The 16,055-nt window shown below is 58.6% G+C and carries 16 protein-coding genes and 1 tRNA gene; 15 read left to right on the top strand and 2 right to left on the bottom strand.

What is annotated here, in order from left to right:
* Window positions 1-2: 2 nt before the first annotated feature.
* The 7 genes from mltG to ACFIQF_RS22210 all read left to right on the top strand — a co-directional run bounded on the left by mltG (window position 3) and on the right by ACFIQF_RS22210 (window position 5,262).
* The gene (gene mltG, locus ACFIQF_RS22240; protein ID WP_393945844.1) at window positions 3-1,022 is read left to right on the top strand and encodes an endolytic transglycosylase MltG; all 1,020 of its coding nucleotides are present in this window, start codon (window positions 3-5) and stop codon (window positions 1,020-1,022) included.
* 8 nt (window positions 1,023-1,030) lie between these two features.
* Window positions 1,031-1,228 carry a hypothetical protein gene (locus ACFIQF_RS22235; protein WP_393945843.1) on the top strand — a complete coding sequence of 66 codons (198 nt, stop codon included), beginning with the start codon at window positions 1,031-1,033 and terminating at the stop codon, window positions 1,226-1,228.
* A gap of 31 nt (window positions 1,229-1,259) precedes the next feature.
* Window positions 1,260-1,970, top strand: a complete 711-nt coding sequence (gene tmk / locus ACFIQF_RS22230; RefSeq protein ID WP_393945842.1) for a dTMP kinase — start codon at window positions 1,260-1,262, stop codon at window positions 1,968-1,970.
* Between the two features lie 2 nt (window positions 1,971-1,972).
* Window positions 1,973-3,025, top strand: a complete 1,053-nt coding sequence (locus ACFIQF_RS22225; RefSeq protein WP_393945841.1) for a DNA polymerase III subunit delta' — start codon at window positions 1,973-1,975, stop codon at window positions 3,023-3,025.
* A 103-nt stretch (window positions 3,026-3,128) separates the two neighbouring features.
* The gene (locus ACFIQF_RS22220; protein WP_393945840.1) at window positions 3,129-3,503 is read left to right on the top strand and encodes a PilZ domain-containing protein; all 375 of its coding nucleotides are present in this window, start codon (window positions 3,129-3,131) and stop codon (window positions 3,501-3,503) included.
* A 146-nt stretch (window positions 3,504-3,649) separates the two neighbouring features.
* Entirely contained in the window at window positions 3,650-4,456 is an 807-nt protein-coding gene (locus ACFIQF_RS22215; RefSeq protein ID WP_393945839.1) for a TatD family hydrolase, read from the top strand.
* Window positions 4,453-5,262 (top strand): ankyrin repeat domain-containing protein, encoded by an 810-nt coding sequence (locus ACFIQF_RS22210; RefSeq protein ID WP_393945838.1) that lies wholly within the window; start codon window positions 4,453-4,455, stop codon window positions 5,260-5,262. The genes ACFIQF_RS22215 and ACFIQF_RS22210 overlap by 4 nt, the downstream gene beginning before the upstream one ends.
* A 142-nt stretch (window positions 5,263-5,404) precedes the next feature.
* Here the strand turns inward: ACFIQF_RS22210 and msbA are convergent, their stop codons facing one another.
* The gene (gene msbA / locus ACFIQF_RS22205; protein ID WP_393945837.1) at window positions 5,405-7,225 is read right to left on the bottom strand and encodes a lipid A export permease/ATP-binding protein MsbA; all 1,821 of its coding nucleotides are present in this window, start codon (window positions 7,223-7,225) and stop codon (window positions 5,405-5,407) included.
* 125 nt (window positions 7,226-7,350) lie between these two features.
* On the opposite strand from msbA, the gene tolB reads away from it, so the two are divergent.
* From tolB to ACFIQF_RS22180, 5 genes are all read left to right on the top strand, one after another.
* Window positions 7,351-8,664 carry a Tol-Pal system beta propeller repeat protein TolB gene (gene tolB, locus ACFIQF_RS22200; protein ID WP_393945836.1) on the top strand — a complete coding sequence of 438 codons (1,314 nt, stop codon included), beginning with the start codon at window positions 7,351-7,353 and terminating at the stop codon, window positions 8,662-8,664.
* Between the two features lie 69 nt (window positions 8,665-8,733).
* Window positions 8,734-9,270, top strand: coding sequence for a peptidoglycan-associated lipoprotein Pal (pal, locus tag ACFIQF_RS22195; RefSeq protein WP_393945835.1), 537 nt, complete (start codon window positions 8,734-8,736; stop codon window positions 9,268-9,270).
* An 8-nt stretch (window positions 9,271-9,278) separates the two neighbouring features.
* Entirely contained in the window at window positions 9,279-10,040 is a 762-nt protein-coding gene (gene ybgF / locus ACFIQF_RS22190) for a tol-pal system protein YbgF (protein ID WP_393945834.1), read from the top strand.
* A 1-nt stretch (window position 10,041) separates the two neighbouring features.
* Window positions 10,042-10,842: a tRNA threonylcarbamoyladenosine dehydratase gene (locus tag ACFIQF_RS22185; protein ID WP_393945833.1), complete on the top strand. Its 801-nt coding sequence runs from the start codon at window positions 10,042-10,044 to the stop codon at window positions 10,840-10,842.
* A 73-nt stretch (window positions 10,843-10,915) separates the two neighbouring features.
* Window positions 10,916-10,991: transfer RNA gene (locus ACFIQF_RS22180), tRNA-Lys, on the top strand.
* A gap of 135 nt (window positions 10,992-11,126) precedes the next feature.
* On the opposite strand, the gene ACFIQF_RS22175 is transcribed toward ACFIQF_RS22180, so the two are convergent.
* On the bottom strand, window positions 11,127-11,435 hold the full coding sequence (locus tag ACFIQF_RS22175) for a hypothetical protein (protein WP_393945832.1): 309 nt from the start codon (window positions 11,433-11,435) through the stop codon (window positions 11,127-11,129).
* Window positions 11,436-11,978: 543 nt separating this feature from the next.
* Here ACFIQF_RS22175 and ACFIQF_RS22170 point away from each other — a divergent pair.
* From ACFIQF_RS22170 to ACFIQF_RS22160, 3 genes are all read left to right on the top strand, one after another.
* Window positions 11,979-12,656: a hypothetical protein gene (locus ACFIQF_RS22170; protein ID WP_393945831.1), complete on the top strand. Its 678-nt coding sequence runs from the start codon at window positions 11,979-11,981 to the stop codon at window positions 12,654-12,656.
* 78 nt (window positions 12,657-12,734) lie between these two features.
* Window positions 12,735-13,697, top strand: a complete 963-nt coding sequence (locus ACFIQF_RS22165; RefSeq protein ID WP_393945830.1) for a hypothetical protein — start codon at window positions 12,735-12,737, stop codon at window positions 13,695-13,697.
* A gap of 325 nt (window positions 13,698-14,022) precedes the next feature.
* Window positions 14,023-15,801 carry a GBS Bsp-like repeat-containing protein gene (locus tag ACFIQF_RS22160; RefSeq protein ID WP_393945829.1) on the top strand — a complete coding sequence of 593 codons (1,779 nt, stop codon included), beginning with the start codon at window positions 14,023-14,025 and terminating at the stop codon, window positions 15,799-15,801.
* Window positions 15,802-16,055: the final 254 nt, after the last annotated feature.

Raw genomic sequence — 16,055 nt, 5'->3', positions numbered from 1 at the left:
TTATGATGCGCGATCCATTGCACAGAGGCGGTAGGGTTGTGAAGCGTTTATTGGTGTTGATCGTGGTGGCGGCGCTGGCCGTGGCGGGCGCAGGCTACTGGTGGCTGCACCAGCCTATCGTTGCTGGCGACAAGGCGATAGAGCTGGAAATTGAACCCGGCACGGCGCCGCGTGCGGTGGCGCAAGCGGCGCAGGCTGCGGGCCTCGGCGTGAACGCCGATCTGCTGTACTGGTGGTTCCGCCTCTCGGGGCAGGACCGCAAGATTCGCGCTGGCAATTACGAAATCCCCGTGGGCACCACGCCGCAAAGTTTGCTGACGCGCTTGGTGCGTGGCGAGGACAGCCAGCGCGTGCTGACCATCGTCGAGGGCTGGAACTTCCGCCAGATGCGCGCAGCGCTGGCCAAAGAAGAAAACCTCAAGCACGACAGTGCGGCGATGACGCCCGAGCAGATCATGGAAGCGCTGGGCCGGCCTGGCGTGGCGGCGGAAGGGCGCTTTTTCCCTGATACCTACGCTTTCTCCAAAGGCAGCAGTGATTTGGCCGTGCTCAAGCGCGCCATGCACGCCATGGACAAGCGCCTGGAGGCCGCCTGGTCGCTCAAAGAGGCGGACAGCCCGCTCAAAACCCCGGAAGATTTGCTGACCTTGGCCAGCATTGTGGAAAAAGAAACCGGTAAGGCGGCCGACCGAGGTTTGGTGGCAGGCGTGTTTGCCAACCGCCTGCGCATTGGCATGCTGCTGCAAACCGACCCGACCGTGATCTACGGCCTGGGCGAAAAGTTTGACGGCAATCTGCGCAAGCGCGATCTGCAAGCCGACACGCCTTGGAACACCTACACCCGCGCCGGCCTGCCGCCCACACCGATTGCCATGCCGGGCAAGGCTTCGCTGATGGCCGCCGTGCAACCCGACAAAACCAAGGCGCTGTACTTTGTGGCCAAGGGCGATGGTAGCAGCCATTTCAGCGAAAGCCTGGACGAGCACAACCGGGCGGTGAATGCCTATATTCGGGGGCGTTGAGGCAAGCGATGAATACGGAGCTGATTCCAGCGGTCCAACAAGACCATGCCTTGCAGGTGGGGCTGTCGCCCGCGCAATTGGATCGCTTGCTAGATAAGCTCCTATGGCTGAAAGCCCACCCTGAAGGTCATGTGCATATGACTGCGGAACCCGTAGCGCAAAGCCGTGGCGTTGTTGACCAGATGTTTTTTGTGGAGTCCGACTGAGGCTCCGGGGCTGCGTACAATCTCCCGCAGCATGATTTCCACTTCCCCAGCCACTCCATCGGCCGGCGCCCAGCGCGGCCTGTTCATCACTTTTGAAGGTATCGACGGTGCCGGCAAGTCCTCGCACATCCAGGGCTTGCACGATGCGTTTGTGGCGGCAGGCCGAACGGTGGTGAGCACGCGCGAGCCAGGCGGCACGCCCTTGGCCGAGAAGCTGCGCGAGCTGTTTCTGCACGAACCCATGGATCCGCTGACAGAAGCCCTGCTGGTATTTGCCGGCCGGCGCGACCATTTGCAACAGGTGATCGAGCCTGCGCTGGCCCGTGGCGATGTGGTGCTGTGCGACCGTTTTACGGACGCTACTTTCGCCTACCAAGGGGGAGGACGCGGTTTTGATCTGCAAGTGCTGGCAACGCTGGAGCACATGGTGCAAGGCGTACCGGGCTTGGCGCCAGGTGCTATCCGCCAGCCAGATTTGACGATCTGGTTCGACCTGCCGACCGAAGTGGCCGCCGAGCGCCTGGCCCACGCCCGCGTGCCCGACCGTTTTGAATCGCAACCGCAGGCATTTTTTGCGCAGGTAGCCGCCGGCTATGCTGCCCGCGCTGCCGTGCAACCCGCACGGTTTGCGCGGATTGACTCCAACCAGTCTAAGCCTGAGGTGTGGCTGGCAGTGCGGGCTGCAGTGGCCGGCCAAGGCTGGTTGCCAAGCTTGCCCAACGGTGGTGCGGCGGAGGCTTGAAGATGGCGACTTCGGCAAAAAATTCCGCCTCTGAGAACGGTGCAGCAGCTGCGCCAGCCCTGCATTCGGTGGCGCCCTGGATTGCCGTGCAGCGCAATGCTTTGCTGCAGCAACGCGGCCACGCATGGTTGTTGCATGGGCCTTCGGGCCTGGGCCAGTTTGCATTGGCCATGGAGCTGGTGCGTGCCTGGTTGTGCGATGCGCCCACGCCGCATGGCGCCTGCGGCCACTGCGCAAGTTGCCACGCCATTGATGTGCATGCACATACCGATTTGTGCGTGCTGATGCCCGAGACGCAGATGCTGGCGCTGGGCTGGCCGCTGCCGGAGAAAGCCCAGGCCGAGATCGACGACAAAAAACGCAAGCCGAGCCAGGAAATCCGGGTGGATGCGATGCGCGATGCGGTGGAGTTTACGCAGCGTACATCGGGCCGCGGCAAGGGCAAGGCGGTGCTGGTGTACCCGGCCGAGCAGATGAACGCGGTCACCGCCAACGCCTTGCTCAAAACCCTGGAAGAGCCGCCTGGCGACGCCCGCTTTGTGCTGGCGACCGAGGCCGCGCACCAGTTGCTGCCCACCATCCGCAGCCGCTGCTTGGCGCACACCATGCAGTGGCCCAGCAGCGAAGCGGCCAGTGTTTGGCTGGCAGAGCAGGGCGTGCCAGCCGAGCAGATTGCCGGCTTGCTGCAAGCGGCGGGCGGCCGGCCCGAAGATGCGCTGGCGCAGTTTGCGGCCGGGCGCTCGCCCCTGGTCTGGAAAAAGTTGCCCAAAGAGCTGGCCAATGGCCAGGCTGGTGCGCTGGCCAGCTTGGCTGCGCCGCAGGTGGTGGATGCTTTGCAGAAGCTGTGTCACGACCTGTTGATGCTGCGCGTAGGCGCGGCGCCACGCTTTTTCGACCCGGCCGATTTGCCAGCGCCGCCCACTGTGGCCGTGCTCACGCGCTGGAGCAAGGCGCTGACGCAGTCGCAGCGCACGGCCGATCACCCCTTCAACCAAGGCTTGATGCTGGAGGCGCTGGTGGCGCAGGCTGCGTCGGTGCTGCAGTCGCGGCGCTGATGCGCTTCAATCGTCAAGCATGTTGCGCCAGCTGCGGCGCAGAGCGCGTAAACACCGCGTCTTGCTTGCTGGCCGCCCCTACAAACAGGTATGCTTGGGGGCTATGAACAGTCCTACCCCCGCATCTGCTGCTGCCGGCGCCCGCCCCAGCGTTTTGCAACTGGCCATCAAGGAAAAAGCTGCGCTGTACGCGGCCTACATTCCCTTGTTCAAGGAAGGTGGCATTTTTGTGCCCACCAACAAGGACTATGCGCTGGGCGACGATGTCTACCTGCTGCTCACGCTGCCGCAAGACCCGCAGCGTTACCCGATTGCCGGCAAGGTGGGCTGGGTAACCCCGCCGGGCGCCAGCGGCAACCGCACGCAAGGCATTGGCGTGCGCTTTCCCAAAGACCCCAAGACGGACGAGCTTCGCTACAAAATTGAGCAGATTCTGGGCACCGCCTTGCAGGCCGACCGCGCTACGCAAACCATTTGATGGCGCCTCGCCTTCGGTAGCTCACAACCCTGTCTGACAGGGTTTTTCTCTTTCTGGACTGCAAAGCCAGTCGCCAAGCGCGGACAATGGCGGCAGTTTTTGCCTTTTAGGCGGGCGCTTGTGTCGCACCGCGTTGTTGACCACCGATGTTTACCGATTCCCACTGCCACCTGAACTTTCCTGAACTCGCGCAGGACTTGCCCGCCATCCGCGCCAAGATGGCCGAGGCGCAGGTTACGCGCGCACTGTGCATCAGCTGCACCATGGAAGAGTTTCCGGCCGTGCACCAGCTGGCCACCGATTACGACAATATCTGGTGCAGCGTGGGTGTGCACCCAGATACCGAAGGCCTGACCGAGCCGAGCGTGGACGATCTGGTGCAGCGCGCCGGTTTGCCCCGTGTGGTGGCGATTGGCGAAACCGGGCTGGATTACTACGGCATGGAAGACCGCAAAGGCGGCCGCACGATTGCCGATCTGGAGTGGCAGCGCGAGCGTTTTCGCACCCACATCCGTGCTGCGCAACAGGTGCAAAAGCCGCTGGTGATCCACACGCGCAGCGCGTCGGAAGACACCTTGCGCATTCTGCGCGAAGAGGGCGAAACCGGCGCTGCTGGCTGTGCGGGTGGCGTGTTCCACTGCTTTACCGAAACCATGGAAGTGGCGCGGGCGGCGCTCGATCTGGGGTTCTACATCTCTTTCTCGGGCATCGTCACTTTCAAAAGCGCGGCCGATCTGCGCGAGGTGGCTGCCTTTGTGCCCGAAGACCGCTTGCTGATCGAAACCGACAGCCCATATTTGGCGCCCGTGCCTTACCGTGGCAAAACCAACTCGCCGGCCTACGTGCCCTTTGTGGCCAAGCAAGTGGCCGAGGTGCGTGGCACCACCGTGCAAGCCGTGGCCGAGGCCACCAACCGCAATTTTGACCGTCTGTTCTCCGGGGTGTTGTCGTGAAAAAATTCCCCAAAACGCTGTTCATGAAACCCGCGCAACAGGCGCTGGCGGCACTGGCTTTGGCGCTGGCTGCCGGTGCTGCGCAGGCTGGCTCGTTCGACGATTTTTTCACGCGCATCATCCGTGACGATGCGCCCGGCATTGCCAGCCTGGTGCAACGCGGTTTTGACCCGAATACCTTGAACGACAAAGGCGAAACCGGGCTGACGCAGGCTTTCAAGCTGGATTCGTTCCGGGCTGCGCAGGGGTTGATCAACACGCCGTCGGTCAACGTCAATCTGCCCAACAGCAAAGGCGAGACGCCGCTGATGATGGCGGCCATCAAAGGCCAGGTCGACCTGGCCAGGGCCTTGATCGCCCGTGGTGCCGACGTGAACCGCCAAGGCTGGACGCCGCTGCACTACGCTGTGTCAACGCCCAGCGAGGACGGCTCGGATGTGAAGATGCTGGCGCTGTTGCTGGACAAGCATGCGTACATCGACGCCGCATCGCCCAACGGAACCACGCCGCTGATGTTGGCCGCGCAATACGGCACGCGCAGTGCGGTGCAGGAACTCATCAAACAAGGAGCCGATGCCAAGCTGAAAAACCAGCAAGGCCTGACCGCTACCGATTTTGCCCAGCGCGCCGAACGCCCCGAGGTAGTGGGTTGGCTGGCCCAGGCCGGTGGCGCGGCAGCGGCCGCTTCTACGACGGGCGCAGCGGCCGCCAAAGCCAAGCCAACTGCGGCTGCGCCCGGCGCATATGTGCCGCAGCAACCGGCTTTTCCGCAAGAGGGCCGGCGCAAGATCCAGAGCAACTGGTAAGCCGGCCGATCAGGCCCAGGTCGCTTGCTTGCGCTGCGCTATTTGCGCAATCCAAAGCCTGAAGCGACAGGCCAGTTGGAAGTCCAACAAAAACGCCTGCGACTCGTGTAGAGCGCAGGCGTTTTTGGGGCGGTAACCGGGCTTAGTGGGGCCGTGTTTGCAGCCGCGCGTACAGCCCGCCCAGCTCCAGCAATTGCTGGTGCGTGCCTTGCTCTGCCACTTGGCCGCGCTCCATCACCACCACGCGGTCGGCGTGCTCGATGGTGGACAGGCGGTGCGCAATCACCAGCGTGGTGCGGCCTTGCATCAGGCGTGTCAGCGCGTCTTGCACCAGGCGTTCGGATTCGGTGTCGAGCGCGGAGGTGGCTTCGTCCAGAATCAGAATCGGCGCGTTCTTGTACAGCGCGCGCGCAATGGCCAGGCGCTGGCGCTGGCCGCCTGAGAGCTGGTTGGCGTTGTGGCCCACCAGGCTGTGAATGCCTTGTGGCTGGCGCGCCAGATAGTCTTGCAAATTGGCCGCTTCCAGGCATTGCAGCAAGCGGGCTTCGTCCACCTCGGCGCCCAGCGCCACGTTGGCGGCGATGGTGTCGTTGAACATCACCACATCTTGGCTGACCATGGCGAACTGGCTGCGCAGGCTGTGCAGATCCCAATCGGGCAGCGCTACGCCGTCGATACTGACGCTGCCTTCCGTGGGCTCGATAAAGCGCGGCAACAGGTTTACCAAGGTGGTTTTGCCCGCGCCCGAAGGGCCCACCAGCGCCACGACTTCGCCCGGGTGAATGGTGAGCGAGACATGGCGCAGTGCTGGCGCTTTGTCATCGCCGAAAGAGACGCTGACGTCTTTGAGCTCAATGGCGCCTCGCGCTTGCGCGGCCTGGTGTTTGCCGCCTGCCTCGGCAGGTACTTCTTCCATCAGGCCCAGGCCGCGCTCCAGCGCTGCCACGCCGCGGGTCAGCGGGTTGGCCACATCAGCCAGGCGGCGGATGGGCGCGATCAGCATCAGCATGCCGGAGATGAACGAGATAAAGCTGCCTACCGTAACGGCTTGCGCGTTGATGGCGGTGGAGCGGCTTTGCCACAGGGCGATGCAGATCACCACCGACAGCGCCACCGCAGCCAGCAACTGGGTCAGCGGCGTCATGGCAGCCGAGGCGATGGTGGCCTTGATGGCCAACTGGCGCAGCCTGCGGCTGAGCGCCTGGAAGCGGCTTGCCTGGCTGGGCTGCGCGGCGTGGATGCGCACCACGCGGTGGGCGAGCACGTTTTCTTCGACCACATAGGCCAGCTCGTCGGTAGCTACCTGACTGGCTTTGGTGATGTGGTAGAGCCGCTTGGAGAGCTTTTTCATGATCCAGGACACGCTGGGCAGCAGCACGGCGACGATCAGCGTGAGCTGCCAGTTGGTGTAGAGCAGATACAGCAGCAGTGCAATCACGGTGAAGCCGTCGCGCGAGAGCATCAGCAAGGCCTGCACGATCAAGGTGGCGCCGTTCTGCACCTCGTACACCACGGTGTTGGACAAGGCGCTGGCCGATTGCTTGGAGAACAGGCTCAGGTGGGCGTCGAGCACGCGGTCAAACAGGTTCTCGCGCAGGCGCATCATGCCGTCGTTGGCAATGCGTGCCAGCGCGTACTGGTTGATGAACTGGGCCAGACCGCGGATGAAGAAAACGCCCACAATGGCCAGCGGCACGGCCCACAGCGGCAAGGTGCCGCCGGTGAAGCCTTTGTCCACCAGGGGCTGGAGCAGGGCGGGGATGGCAACTTCGGTGCCGGCCACCACGATGGTGGCCAAAACCGCGAGCACCCAGGTCCAGCGCTGGTAGCCGAAATAGGGCGTCAGCCGGGACAGGCGTTCGCGCAGCGTCAGCTGTGCCACCGTGCTAGCAGGAATGTTGCCAGTTGTTGCGGGCGCATCTTTAGATGCATGTGCCAAAGATGGTTTTTCTGTTGTGGACATGTGTGCGAGATTCTAAAATGCTCGGCTGTCTCCCTTGGGCGATAATAATGATTTTGTGGGGTGTGTAACATCCTGCAGCCACTCGGCAATGTTCGTCATGAATTGCGCATATATGATGGTCGGTAATGACTAAAACTCGCTTCCCATCTGTTTTCTCGGAGGCGGCCACGCCGCTCATCCATCGTCGCCACGTTGTAGGTGCTGCCTTGGCAGCCCCGGCCCTTCCGGCCCTGGCCCAGTTCCGTGTGGACGTCGTGGGCGTCGGTGTCACGCAGTACCCGATTGCCTTGGCGCCGTTCAGCGGCGAAGCCTCGTCTCCCCAAAAAATCTCTGCCATCGTGCAGGCTGATCTGGTTCGCAGCGGTTTGTTCAAGGCCATTGATGCCTCGGGCGAGCAGCTCGACGAATCCTCGCGCCCCGATGTCGCCAAGTGGACGGCCAAGCACGCCGACTACCTGACGGTCGGCAGTGTGACGCGCGGCAGCAACGGTTTCAGCGTGCGCTTCCGGCTGTGGGATGTGGTCAAAGGCGTGGACCTGGGTGGCCAAAGCTACAACGTGCCCCAGGCCGATCTGCGCCTGGTAGCGCACAAGATTGCCGATTACATCTACGAAAAAATCACCGGCGAAAAAGGCGTGTTCTCCACGCGCATTGCCTACGTCACCAAAAACGGTGCGCGTTACACACTGTGGGTGGCTGATTCGGATGGCGAAAACGCCCAATCGGCGCTCTCCAGCCCCGAGCCCATCATCTCGCCCACCTGGTCGCCTGCCGGCACGCAACTGGCCTATGTGTCGTTCGAATCGCGCAAGCCCGTGGTCTATGTGCACGAAGTGTCGTCGGGCCGTCGCCGCTTGATCGCCAATTTCCGCGGCTCCAACAGCGCGCCTGCCTGGTCGCCCGATGGCAGCACGCTGGCCGTCACGCTCAGCCGCGACGGCGGCTCGCAGCTCTACACCATTCCTTCGAGCGGTGGTGAGCCACGTCGCCTGATGCAAAGCAGCGGCATCGACACCGAGCCCACGTACTCCAAGGATGGCCGCTACATCTACTTTGTGAGCGACCGTGGCGGTGCGCCACAAATTTACCGTGTCGGTGCCAGCGGAGGCGGCGCAGAGCGCGTCACCTTCAGCGGCTCCTACAACATCTCTCCCTCTATCAGTCCTGACGGCAAAACCTTGGCCTACATCACCCGCGCCGGTGGTGGCTATAAATTGCAAGTCATGGACCTGGCTTCCGGCACCCCGCTGTCTGTCACCGACACCAGCAGTGACGAAAGCCCCAGCTTTGCACCGAACAGCCGACTCATCGTCTATGCAACCCGCGAAGGTGGCCGTGAAGCCCTCATGACCACCACGCTCGACGGCAAGATCAAAGCACGACTGGCCGGGCAGAATGGAGACATTCGTGAGCCCGATTGGGGCCCATACCAACCCTAAGAATTAGTATTTAGTTTTTTGTTCTGAGTCATTATTTTTTACACGAGAAATCGTTTCGGAGAGTTTTACATGTTGTCGTTCAAGAAAGCTTCGTTGGCCTTGGTGGCCGCTGCCGTGTTGGCTGGTTGCAGCTCGGCTCCTTCGCTGGATAACGCCCCTGTCGAAGACAAGGGTGCTGCTACCGCCGCTGGTGGTGCAGGTGCAGGTGGTGCAGGCCAAAGCGGCGTGGGTGGTGTTGACCTGAACGCCAACGGCGCCAACGGCCAAGGCCCTGTGGGCGTTGCTCGCGTGATCTACTTCGACTTCGACAGCTACACTGTCAAGCCCGACTTCCAATCCACGCTGGACCAGCACGCCAAGTTCCTGAAGGCCAACCCTGCACGCAAGGTCATGCTCGAAGGCAACACCGACAACCGTGGCGGCCGCGAATACAACCTGGCCCTGGGCCAAAAGCGTGCTGAAGCCGTGCGTCGTTCGCTGAACGTGCTGGGCGTGTCCGACAGCCAAATGGAAGCCGTTTCCTTCGGTAAGGAAAAGCTGGCTGCTGAAGGTAACTCGGAAGACGCACACGCACAAAACCGTCGCGTTGAACTGAACTACCGTTAATAGGCTCCATGACCCTCACTCGCAGTACTCCTCGTTTGCTCGCGCTGGCCGCTTTGCTGGCCTGCGCTGGCGCCTCTCAGGCCGCCTTGTTTGAAGACGCCGATGCGCGTCACGCCATCATTGAATTGCGCCAACGCGTCGACCAGCTCGCGCAAGGCAGCAACCAGGCTGGCGAAGACACCTCGCAGGTGCGCCGCAGTCTGCTGGATTTCCAGACACAAATGGAATCCATGCGCTCGGAAATGAACAAGCTGCGCGGAGAAAACGAGACACTGCGACGTGAGGTGGCCGACCTCAAGCGCGGGCAAACCGATCTGGCCAAAGGCATGGAAGCACGCCTGCAACAGTTCGAGCCCGTCGCTGTGACAGTAGACGGCCAAGAGTTCAAGGCCGATCCGGCCGAAAAACGCGATTTTGAAGCGGCGCTGGCCGTGTTCCGCAGCGGCAAGTTTGCCGATGCGGCCGGTGTGTTCAGCAGCTTCATCCAGCGTTACCCCAAGAGCGGCTATGTGCCCTCGGCGCGTTTCTGGCTGGGCAATGCCTACTACGCCACACGCGATTACAAGCCTGCGATCGGCAATTTCCAGCAGATCCTGGCTACCGCCCCGCAACACATGCGCGCGCCTGATTCGGCCCTGTCGATCGCCAATTGCCAGATCGAACTCAAGGACACCAAGGCAGCCCGCAAAACCCTGGAAGACCTGATCAAGGACTATCCAGCCAGCGACGCGGCCACAGCGGCCAAAGAGCGCCTCTCCAAACTGAAGTGATATGAGCGTACCGTCTCCTGCGGCGCCCGATCGGCTGGACGCCGGGGCAGACGTTGACATGCAGCGCCGCTTTGGCGGCCTCGACCGCCTTTTTGGCGTTGCGCCCGCCGCGCAAATGCGCTCGGCCTGTGTGGCTGTGGTGGGCATTGGCGGCGTGGGCTCCTGGACAGCCGAAGCGCTGGCCCGCAGCGGCGTAACGCGGCTGCGCCTGATTGATCTGGACAACGTGGCCGAATCCAACGTCAACCGCCAGATCCACGCACTCACCAGCACCATCGGCATGGCCAAGGTTGACGCCATGCGCGAACGCATTGCGCAAATCAACCCACATTGCCAAGTGGAAGTGGTGGAAGATTTTCTCACCCCCGAAAACTGTGCCGAATTGCTGGCCGGTGTCGATGGCTTCATCGACGCCTGCGACCAAGTGCGCGCCAAAGCCGCCATGGCTGCCTGGGGTTTGCGCAACAAGCGCCCTTTTGTCTGTATTGGTGCCGCTGGCGGCAAGCGCTTGGCCTGGAAAGTGGAGCAAGACGATTTGGCCCACACCACGCACGACCCGCTCTTGGCCCAGGTGCGCTATCGCCTGCGCAAAGAATACGGCGCACCCAAGGACGGCAAGAAAATGAATGTCGCCTGCATCTTCAGCAAAGAAGCTGTTGCCGGCCCCGATGCATCGTGCGCCATAGAGGGCGACGGCACGCTCAATTGCCATGGATACGGCTCGTCCGTAGCTGTTACCGCGACCTTCGGCATGTGCGCTGCAGGCTGGATGATGGAAAAAATCGCGTTTTCCAAAAAGTGACAAAAAATTGACGCTATAATTTGAATCTGTTGAGAACGACGCAGTACATAAAAGCTGCCAAGTTCATCAGGTCGGGTCTTTAGCTCAGTCGGTAGAGCAGCGGACTTTTAATCCGTTGGTCGCGAGTTCGAATCTCGCAGGACCCACCAACAAATTCAAGGCGCTACAGCTTTCATAGTTGTAGCGCCTTTCTTGTTTTATTCCTACGGTGGGAATATTCGTAGAACAAATGCTGCCATCAATCCTCATGCCAGTGACTTGCGCTTGATGACCTTCGATCGGTCTTAAACCATTGCAGCAGTTGCTGAGTTGGCATGCTTATCAGAGCAATTGCCGAACTTGTTCTTGTGCATTGTTGTGTAATAGGCACGGAGATCGTGGAACGTGAAGTTCCTTGTGATGATGCCCATCTCCTTTGCTTCCTCCTTCGCACGCCCCCAGCCTGAATTGAAGCCTTCTTCCGTGACTGGGTTGTTGTCTTGGTTGATGAACACATGTTGGGATCTTTCTGGTCTGGGCAGTGTGAACATGCGATGAACCAGGTCCAACATGGCTGGACCCATCACAATGTTCTCGACCTTTTTTGTACCCATGCTTAGCACCGAGTAGTCGGATAACACCATTCTTAACGATAGGTGATTAGCCCATCTTTGCGTGGAAGTGCAACTATGCGCGGCAACTAACCAAACCCAGAGGCTTGCTCTCGCCTACGTTCCATTCTTACTTACTCCATTTAATTGCTGATCGGCTAAGCAAGCGCCCAAGCCGTGGTACGGCGGCTGCATGCACCGCCCGGCCGGAGGTGTGGCGGGCCGACCCCTGAAGATTGCCGCGCAGATGCTGGGCCGCTGGGGTAAGCAATTGGGTGAGTGACATGGAGAGTCAATATTGCTTGCACCAGCTGTGTTTGCGCGATGTGTTGGCCCAAGAGCCTGCAACTTGCTCAGCTAGGGTCATTGCCTGTCATGCTTCTCAGGCCGACATTCAGATGCAATAAATACAAGCGTAATTGGTAGAGAGGCTGTTCCAACTGTTTGAGATCAAGCGCTCCTGTTGTAGGGCATCTAGCATGGTGAAAGCACAGAGCAAGTAGCTCCATCGAGTGCCTTCTTCATCCATCTCAGCAAGGCGGTCCCATGGCAATCACCTCGACAAATCTGACACCACCTGGCGTTGAATTCGTGGCAGACAACGCAACCAAGAAAATTGAACTTCCTTCCAGGTCGTTTCGTTACGGCTCCACGTATTCGGCTACCAACTACGAATTGATCCATGTGGCGACGCCCCTGCCTTTGTTTCTGAAGCCGTCATCGAACCGCCACACGGTGGCTATAGATATTCGCTTTGAGGATGACTATCTGAACGCTGCATACCACGGTGGTGTGATTTCACGGCACTCTGGTTTGAACTATTCCGGGCCAGGTGGCAATCGATCGGGTGCAGTCATCTTTGGCGGCTTGCCTGGCATGGATCATGCGGTGAGTACGGAGGAGATAGAGATCTCTGACGCATTCACCAATGTTCACCACAACATGGTCAGCAATTTGCTTCAAGGGGACCGGTGGTATCGCTTTGCAGTGGACACCATCTACAACGATGGTGCTGTTGCAATTGAAGCCCGAGTGTGGGATTTAGATGCCGGCAACGCAGAGAAATATGTTTTGCATACGACCGTCTCTGCGTATCCGCACAACTGGGGAAGCGGCCACAATGCTTCGCTGTTCAATACCGGTGAGGCTCAAAATGGAAGTTTCCGCTTCCGCAATTGGAAGGGTCACTGGTCTAACTTCAATGAGTGGGTGGCCTCACCTTAATCCGAGATGCCGAATATCTAGAAATCCGAACCAGAGTGCCTCCGGAGCTTGCTCTATGTATCACGGAAAGGTAAGTTTATGGCGATTATTTCCCATATGAATAGCGCTACCGACATCCAGGCATCGCTGCTCGACAAAATCAACCGTACTGACAGATATTCGCTTCGCATCTGGGCCAATGCTAGCGGTATGGAACTCACTCCATTCAGTGGCTGGTACGCCAGCGACTACACCGGAAGTAGTGTTCCGTACTATGGAGAAAACACCCAGGTGAAAGCGGACGGAACCGTTGGCGCAACTTGTGCCGACCTGGGTGCGGGTCAATTCGGCCTGTTCATGAATGGCTTTGAGACGGCTTGTGCACCAGGCCAGCAATCCTGGGCGCTAGGCTGGGGCGGCCCGGTACGCAACAAGGTGAAGAACTGGCAAGATGGTAGCCAATTCCGTTATACCTACAAGGAAAAGTTCGCTGCCAGCTACTGGGTTCAACAGGGCACGGGTGAGTTTACCTATTTGAGCGTTTTCATTCGTGACACCACCTCTGTTACCGACCAGTACGTCAGCCTCACGATTTACAGCTGGGATCACCGCACAGAGGCGGAATATTCCTGGACGGATCAACTTGGCTTGGCCCCGCTGACGGATGCGAGTGGAAAGCTGACCGGCGTATTGCCATTTCTGGGCGTTGCCTTGGGCAAGAACAACACGTACGTCACCAGTCATGCTGATCCGTACACTCCTGGCCCACGAACTCCAGGCGACACCTTTACCCGGACTGGCGCTATCTCTTGGGCACAGATGGCAAACATCATTGCAAAGTTCAAGACGCTCAGCTTGCAAGCAGGCGACTATGACGCCAAAGGTCAGGTTGAAATTGCCAACCATATCCGCGCTATTGCGAATTTGTCCGACAATCCTGATGATTACGAAATCTTCGAAGTGTTCATTCAGGGTGAGCAATACCAGACGAACCCTGGTCTTAACAAGCCTAACTGCCACTTCGGTGTGAGCTACAGCGATGTGGATATCTACACGCTGTGAACATAACCGGGTACTAGGCTAACTTTTTTTCAAGCTGTGCTGAGAGGGTGATTCCTTGATAAGCGAAGACGATTTCGTACGCAATAGGGGCTGGAAAATCTGACATGTAGGCTTGTCGAAGTGTGGCCTATGCTGGAAAAATTTCAAGACTTTTTTCTTGCAACTTGTATCGCAATGTCGAGCTTAGTGGCTGATGTTTTTTGATGCATTGTCGCTGTCAAAGTTAAGCATTGATCTGGATACATATATCTCTACTCGATCTGTCCTATCGTGATGATGGCGCGCTACTTAAGACAGCGCATTCATCGAACTTGAAGGAGTAGAGATGCTTGGTCACAAAAAAGTTTTTAGCACACTAGCTCTAGGGATGTTAGCTGGGTTGCCTGTCATGGGTTTTGCTCAAACGAGTTGTAGCGTCTCCCCACAATCCACAGAGACTACAGCCACATCTGGAGCATTCAGGATTACTGCATCAGGTGTTGCATCAGATGTTGTAAGAATGCGTTTCCCGACCTGGGGAAGTCCTGGAGGGCAGGACGATATTGTTTGGTACGAAGGCATCAATGCAGGTGGTGGAAAGTGGTATGTCGACGTAAATTTGGCGCGACACAAAGTAGGCAACCCAGAGTATGGAAGCTTCACCACCCACGTCTACGCGATTCAGAACTCCGGGGTAGAGACACTGTGCGCGGCAACCAACTGGTCACGGGTGCAGCCTCAAGCGCCCAGCTGCACCTCCGCTGATCCGAGTGTGACAACGACCTATGATCACTCTGGCTTCCTGCGTATTTATGCACGAGGCGTAGCAAATGCACAGAGCGTGCGGTTCCCAACTTGGGGCAGGATGAATGATCAGGATGATCTGGTTTGGTATCAAGGAACGAATGCAGGTGGTGGCAATTGGTATGCGGATATAGATCTGTCAAAGCATAAGCCTGGTAGTCCGGAATACGGTACTTTTAGCACTCATGTGTATGTAAAGTCGGCCGCAGGAGCAGAGGCTTTATGCGCGAGCACTCAGTGGCAGCGCCCACAGGTCATTGCTTTTGCAACTGGAAATGTCATCAACGGATGGCGTGACTCTGAAGTGCGGCCAAACGGACAGTTGGCAATGGCGGAGGATCTTCGTAATTCATTCTGTGCCCCGAACTGCCCAAGTGGGCGTTACCGAGTAGGTATGGAATATATGGTTGACTTAATGAAGGATGGTGCTAAAGCGCGTAAGCCAGGAGTGCTTGCGGAGTTGAACGCGCTGGTGAAGTCAGCCAAAGTAAACGAATTTCCTTTTTTCATTCACGTCAATCATGAATGGGCGCTCGACCCTGGTTCAAACCCAATAGGCGTCCCCACTTGGAACTGGGCAGAGTACACAGACTGGAACGTACCACTAACCACCTACAGCGTTGGATGGGGAGGGGATACAGAACAAGGGTTGAAGCCTAACTTTGAGAGCACTGCAGTGCGCAACAAAGTTAAGAGCGATATTGCGTTTGTTTCTAACTTTGTCGTCAACAATATCTTGAACGATCCCGCTGCAAAGAAGCTTTTCATGGGAGTGGACTTTGGCTGGGAAACCGAGGTGATGCCATCTGCATTCGGTGACACCCGCATCGGCTATGCGGCACTGGCTGCTCGGGTTAATCCAGCAAATGGACAGCCTTACGGTCCATCTAACCCACCCGCAGACTTCGATGCTGCTCTAGGTGATGTGGCGCGTGACTTCGTCGTATTTGCTGCGAATGAATATCAGGCTAGGGGCGTGCCCAAGTCATTGCTGTTCACCCACGTAGTTGCAAACCAGGGTCAGGAAATCGGTCGAAAGAAAAGAACCCCATTCAATGCCAACGTATTGGCTGGGGTGAACTTTGGCGTATCGTCCTTTGGGCCACCGTTTGACTACCCTCGCATCAATGCACAACGCGGATCCGCACCTTGGTATGTCAAAGAAGCCGATCCAATGGGCGCACTTGCAGCAGTAAATGGCGGAAGTGGCTCGCCACCTCCTGCAACTATTACTGTCTACAACTGGTCAGACACGATGCGAAATCCATTCAATGAGCAGAATATGATTCCTGCATATCAGAATCTGTTCCAGACGCCATAACGCTGATTAAAATCAATGAAGCCGCCTCAGGGCGGTTTTTCTATTTCTTGAGAGCCTGTGGCGCATTTCCTCAAATGAACATCTTTTAGAGATAGTGCGCGCCGAAAATGCAATAGCCATATGTAGTGTCGGGCAGCTTTAGTCGGACTGCTTGGGAATGCACATCAGCCCACGCGTGGCGTTGTTGCATAAATCGATTTCAGGCCAAGCTCCCCCAAACCCCAGCCGTGGCTATGCCACGGCTGCCGTCTGAG

This window comes from Comamonas trifloxystrobinivorans, from assembly GCF_043359985.1.
Taxonomy (GTDB): domain Bacteria; phylum Pseudomonadota; class Gammaproteobacteria; order Burkholderiales; family Burkholderiaceae_C; genus Comamonas; species Comamonas trifloxystrobinivorans.
Note: the sequence above shows the minus strand (reverse complement) of the source record. Positions and strands in the feature narration are given on the sequence as shown.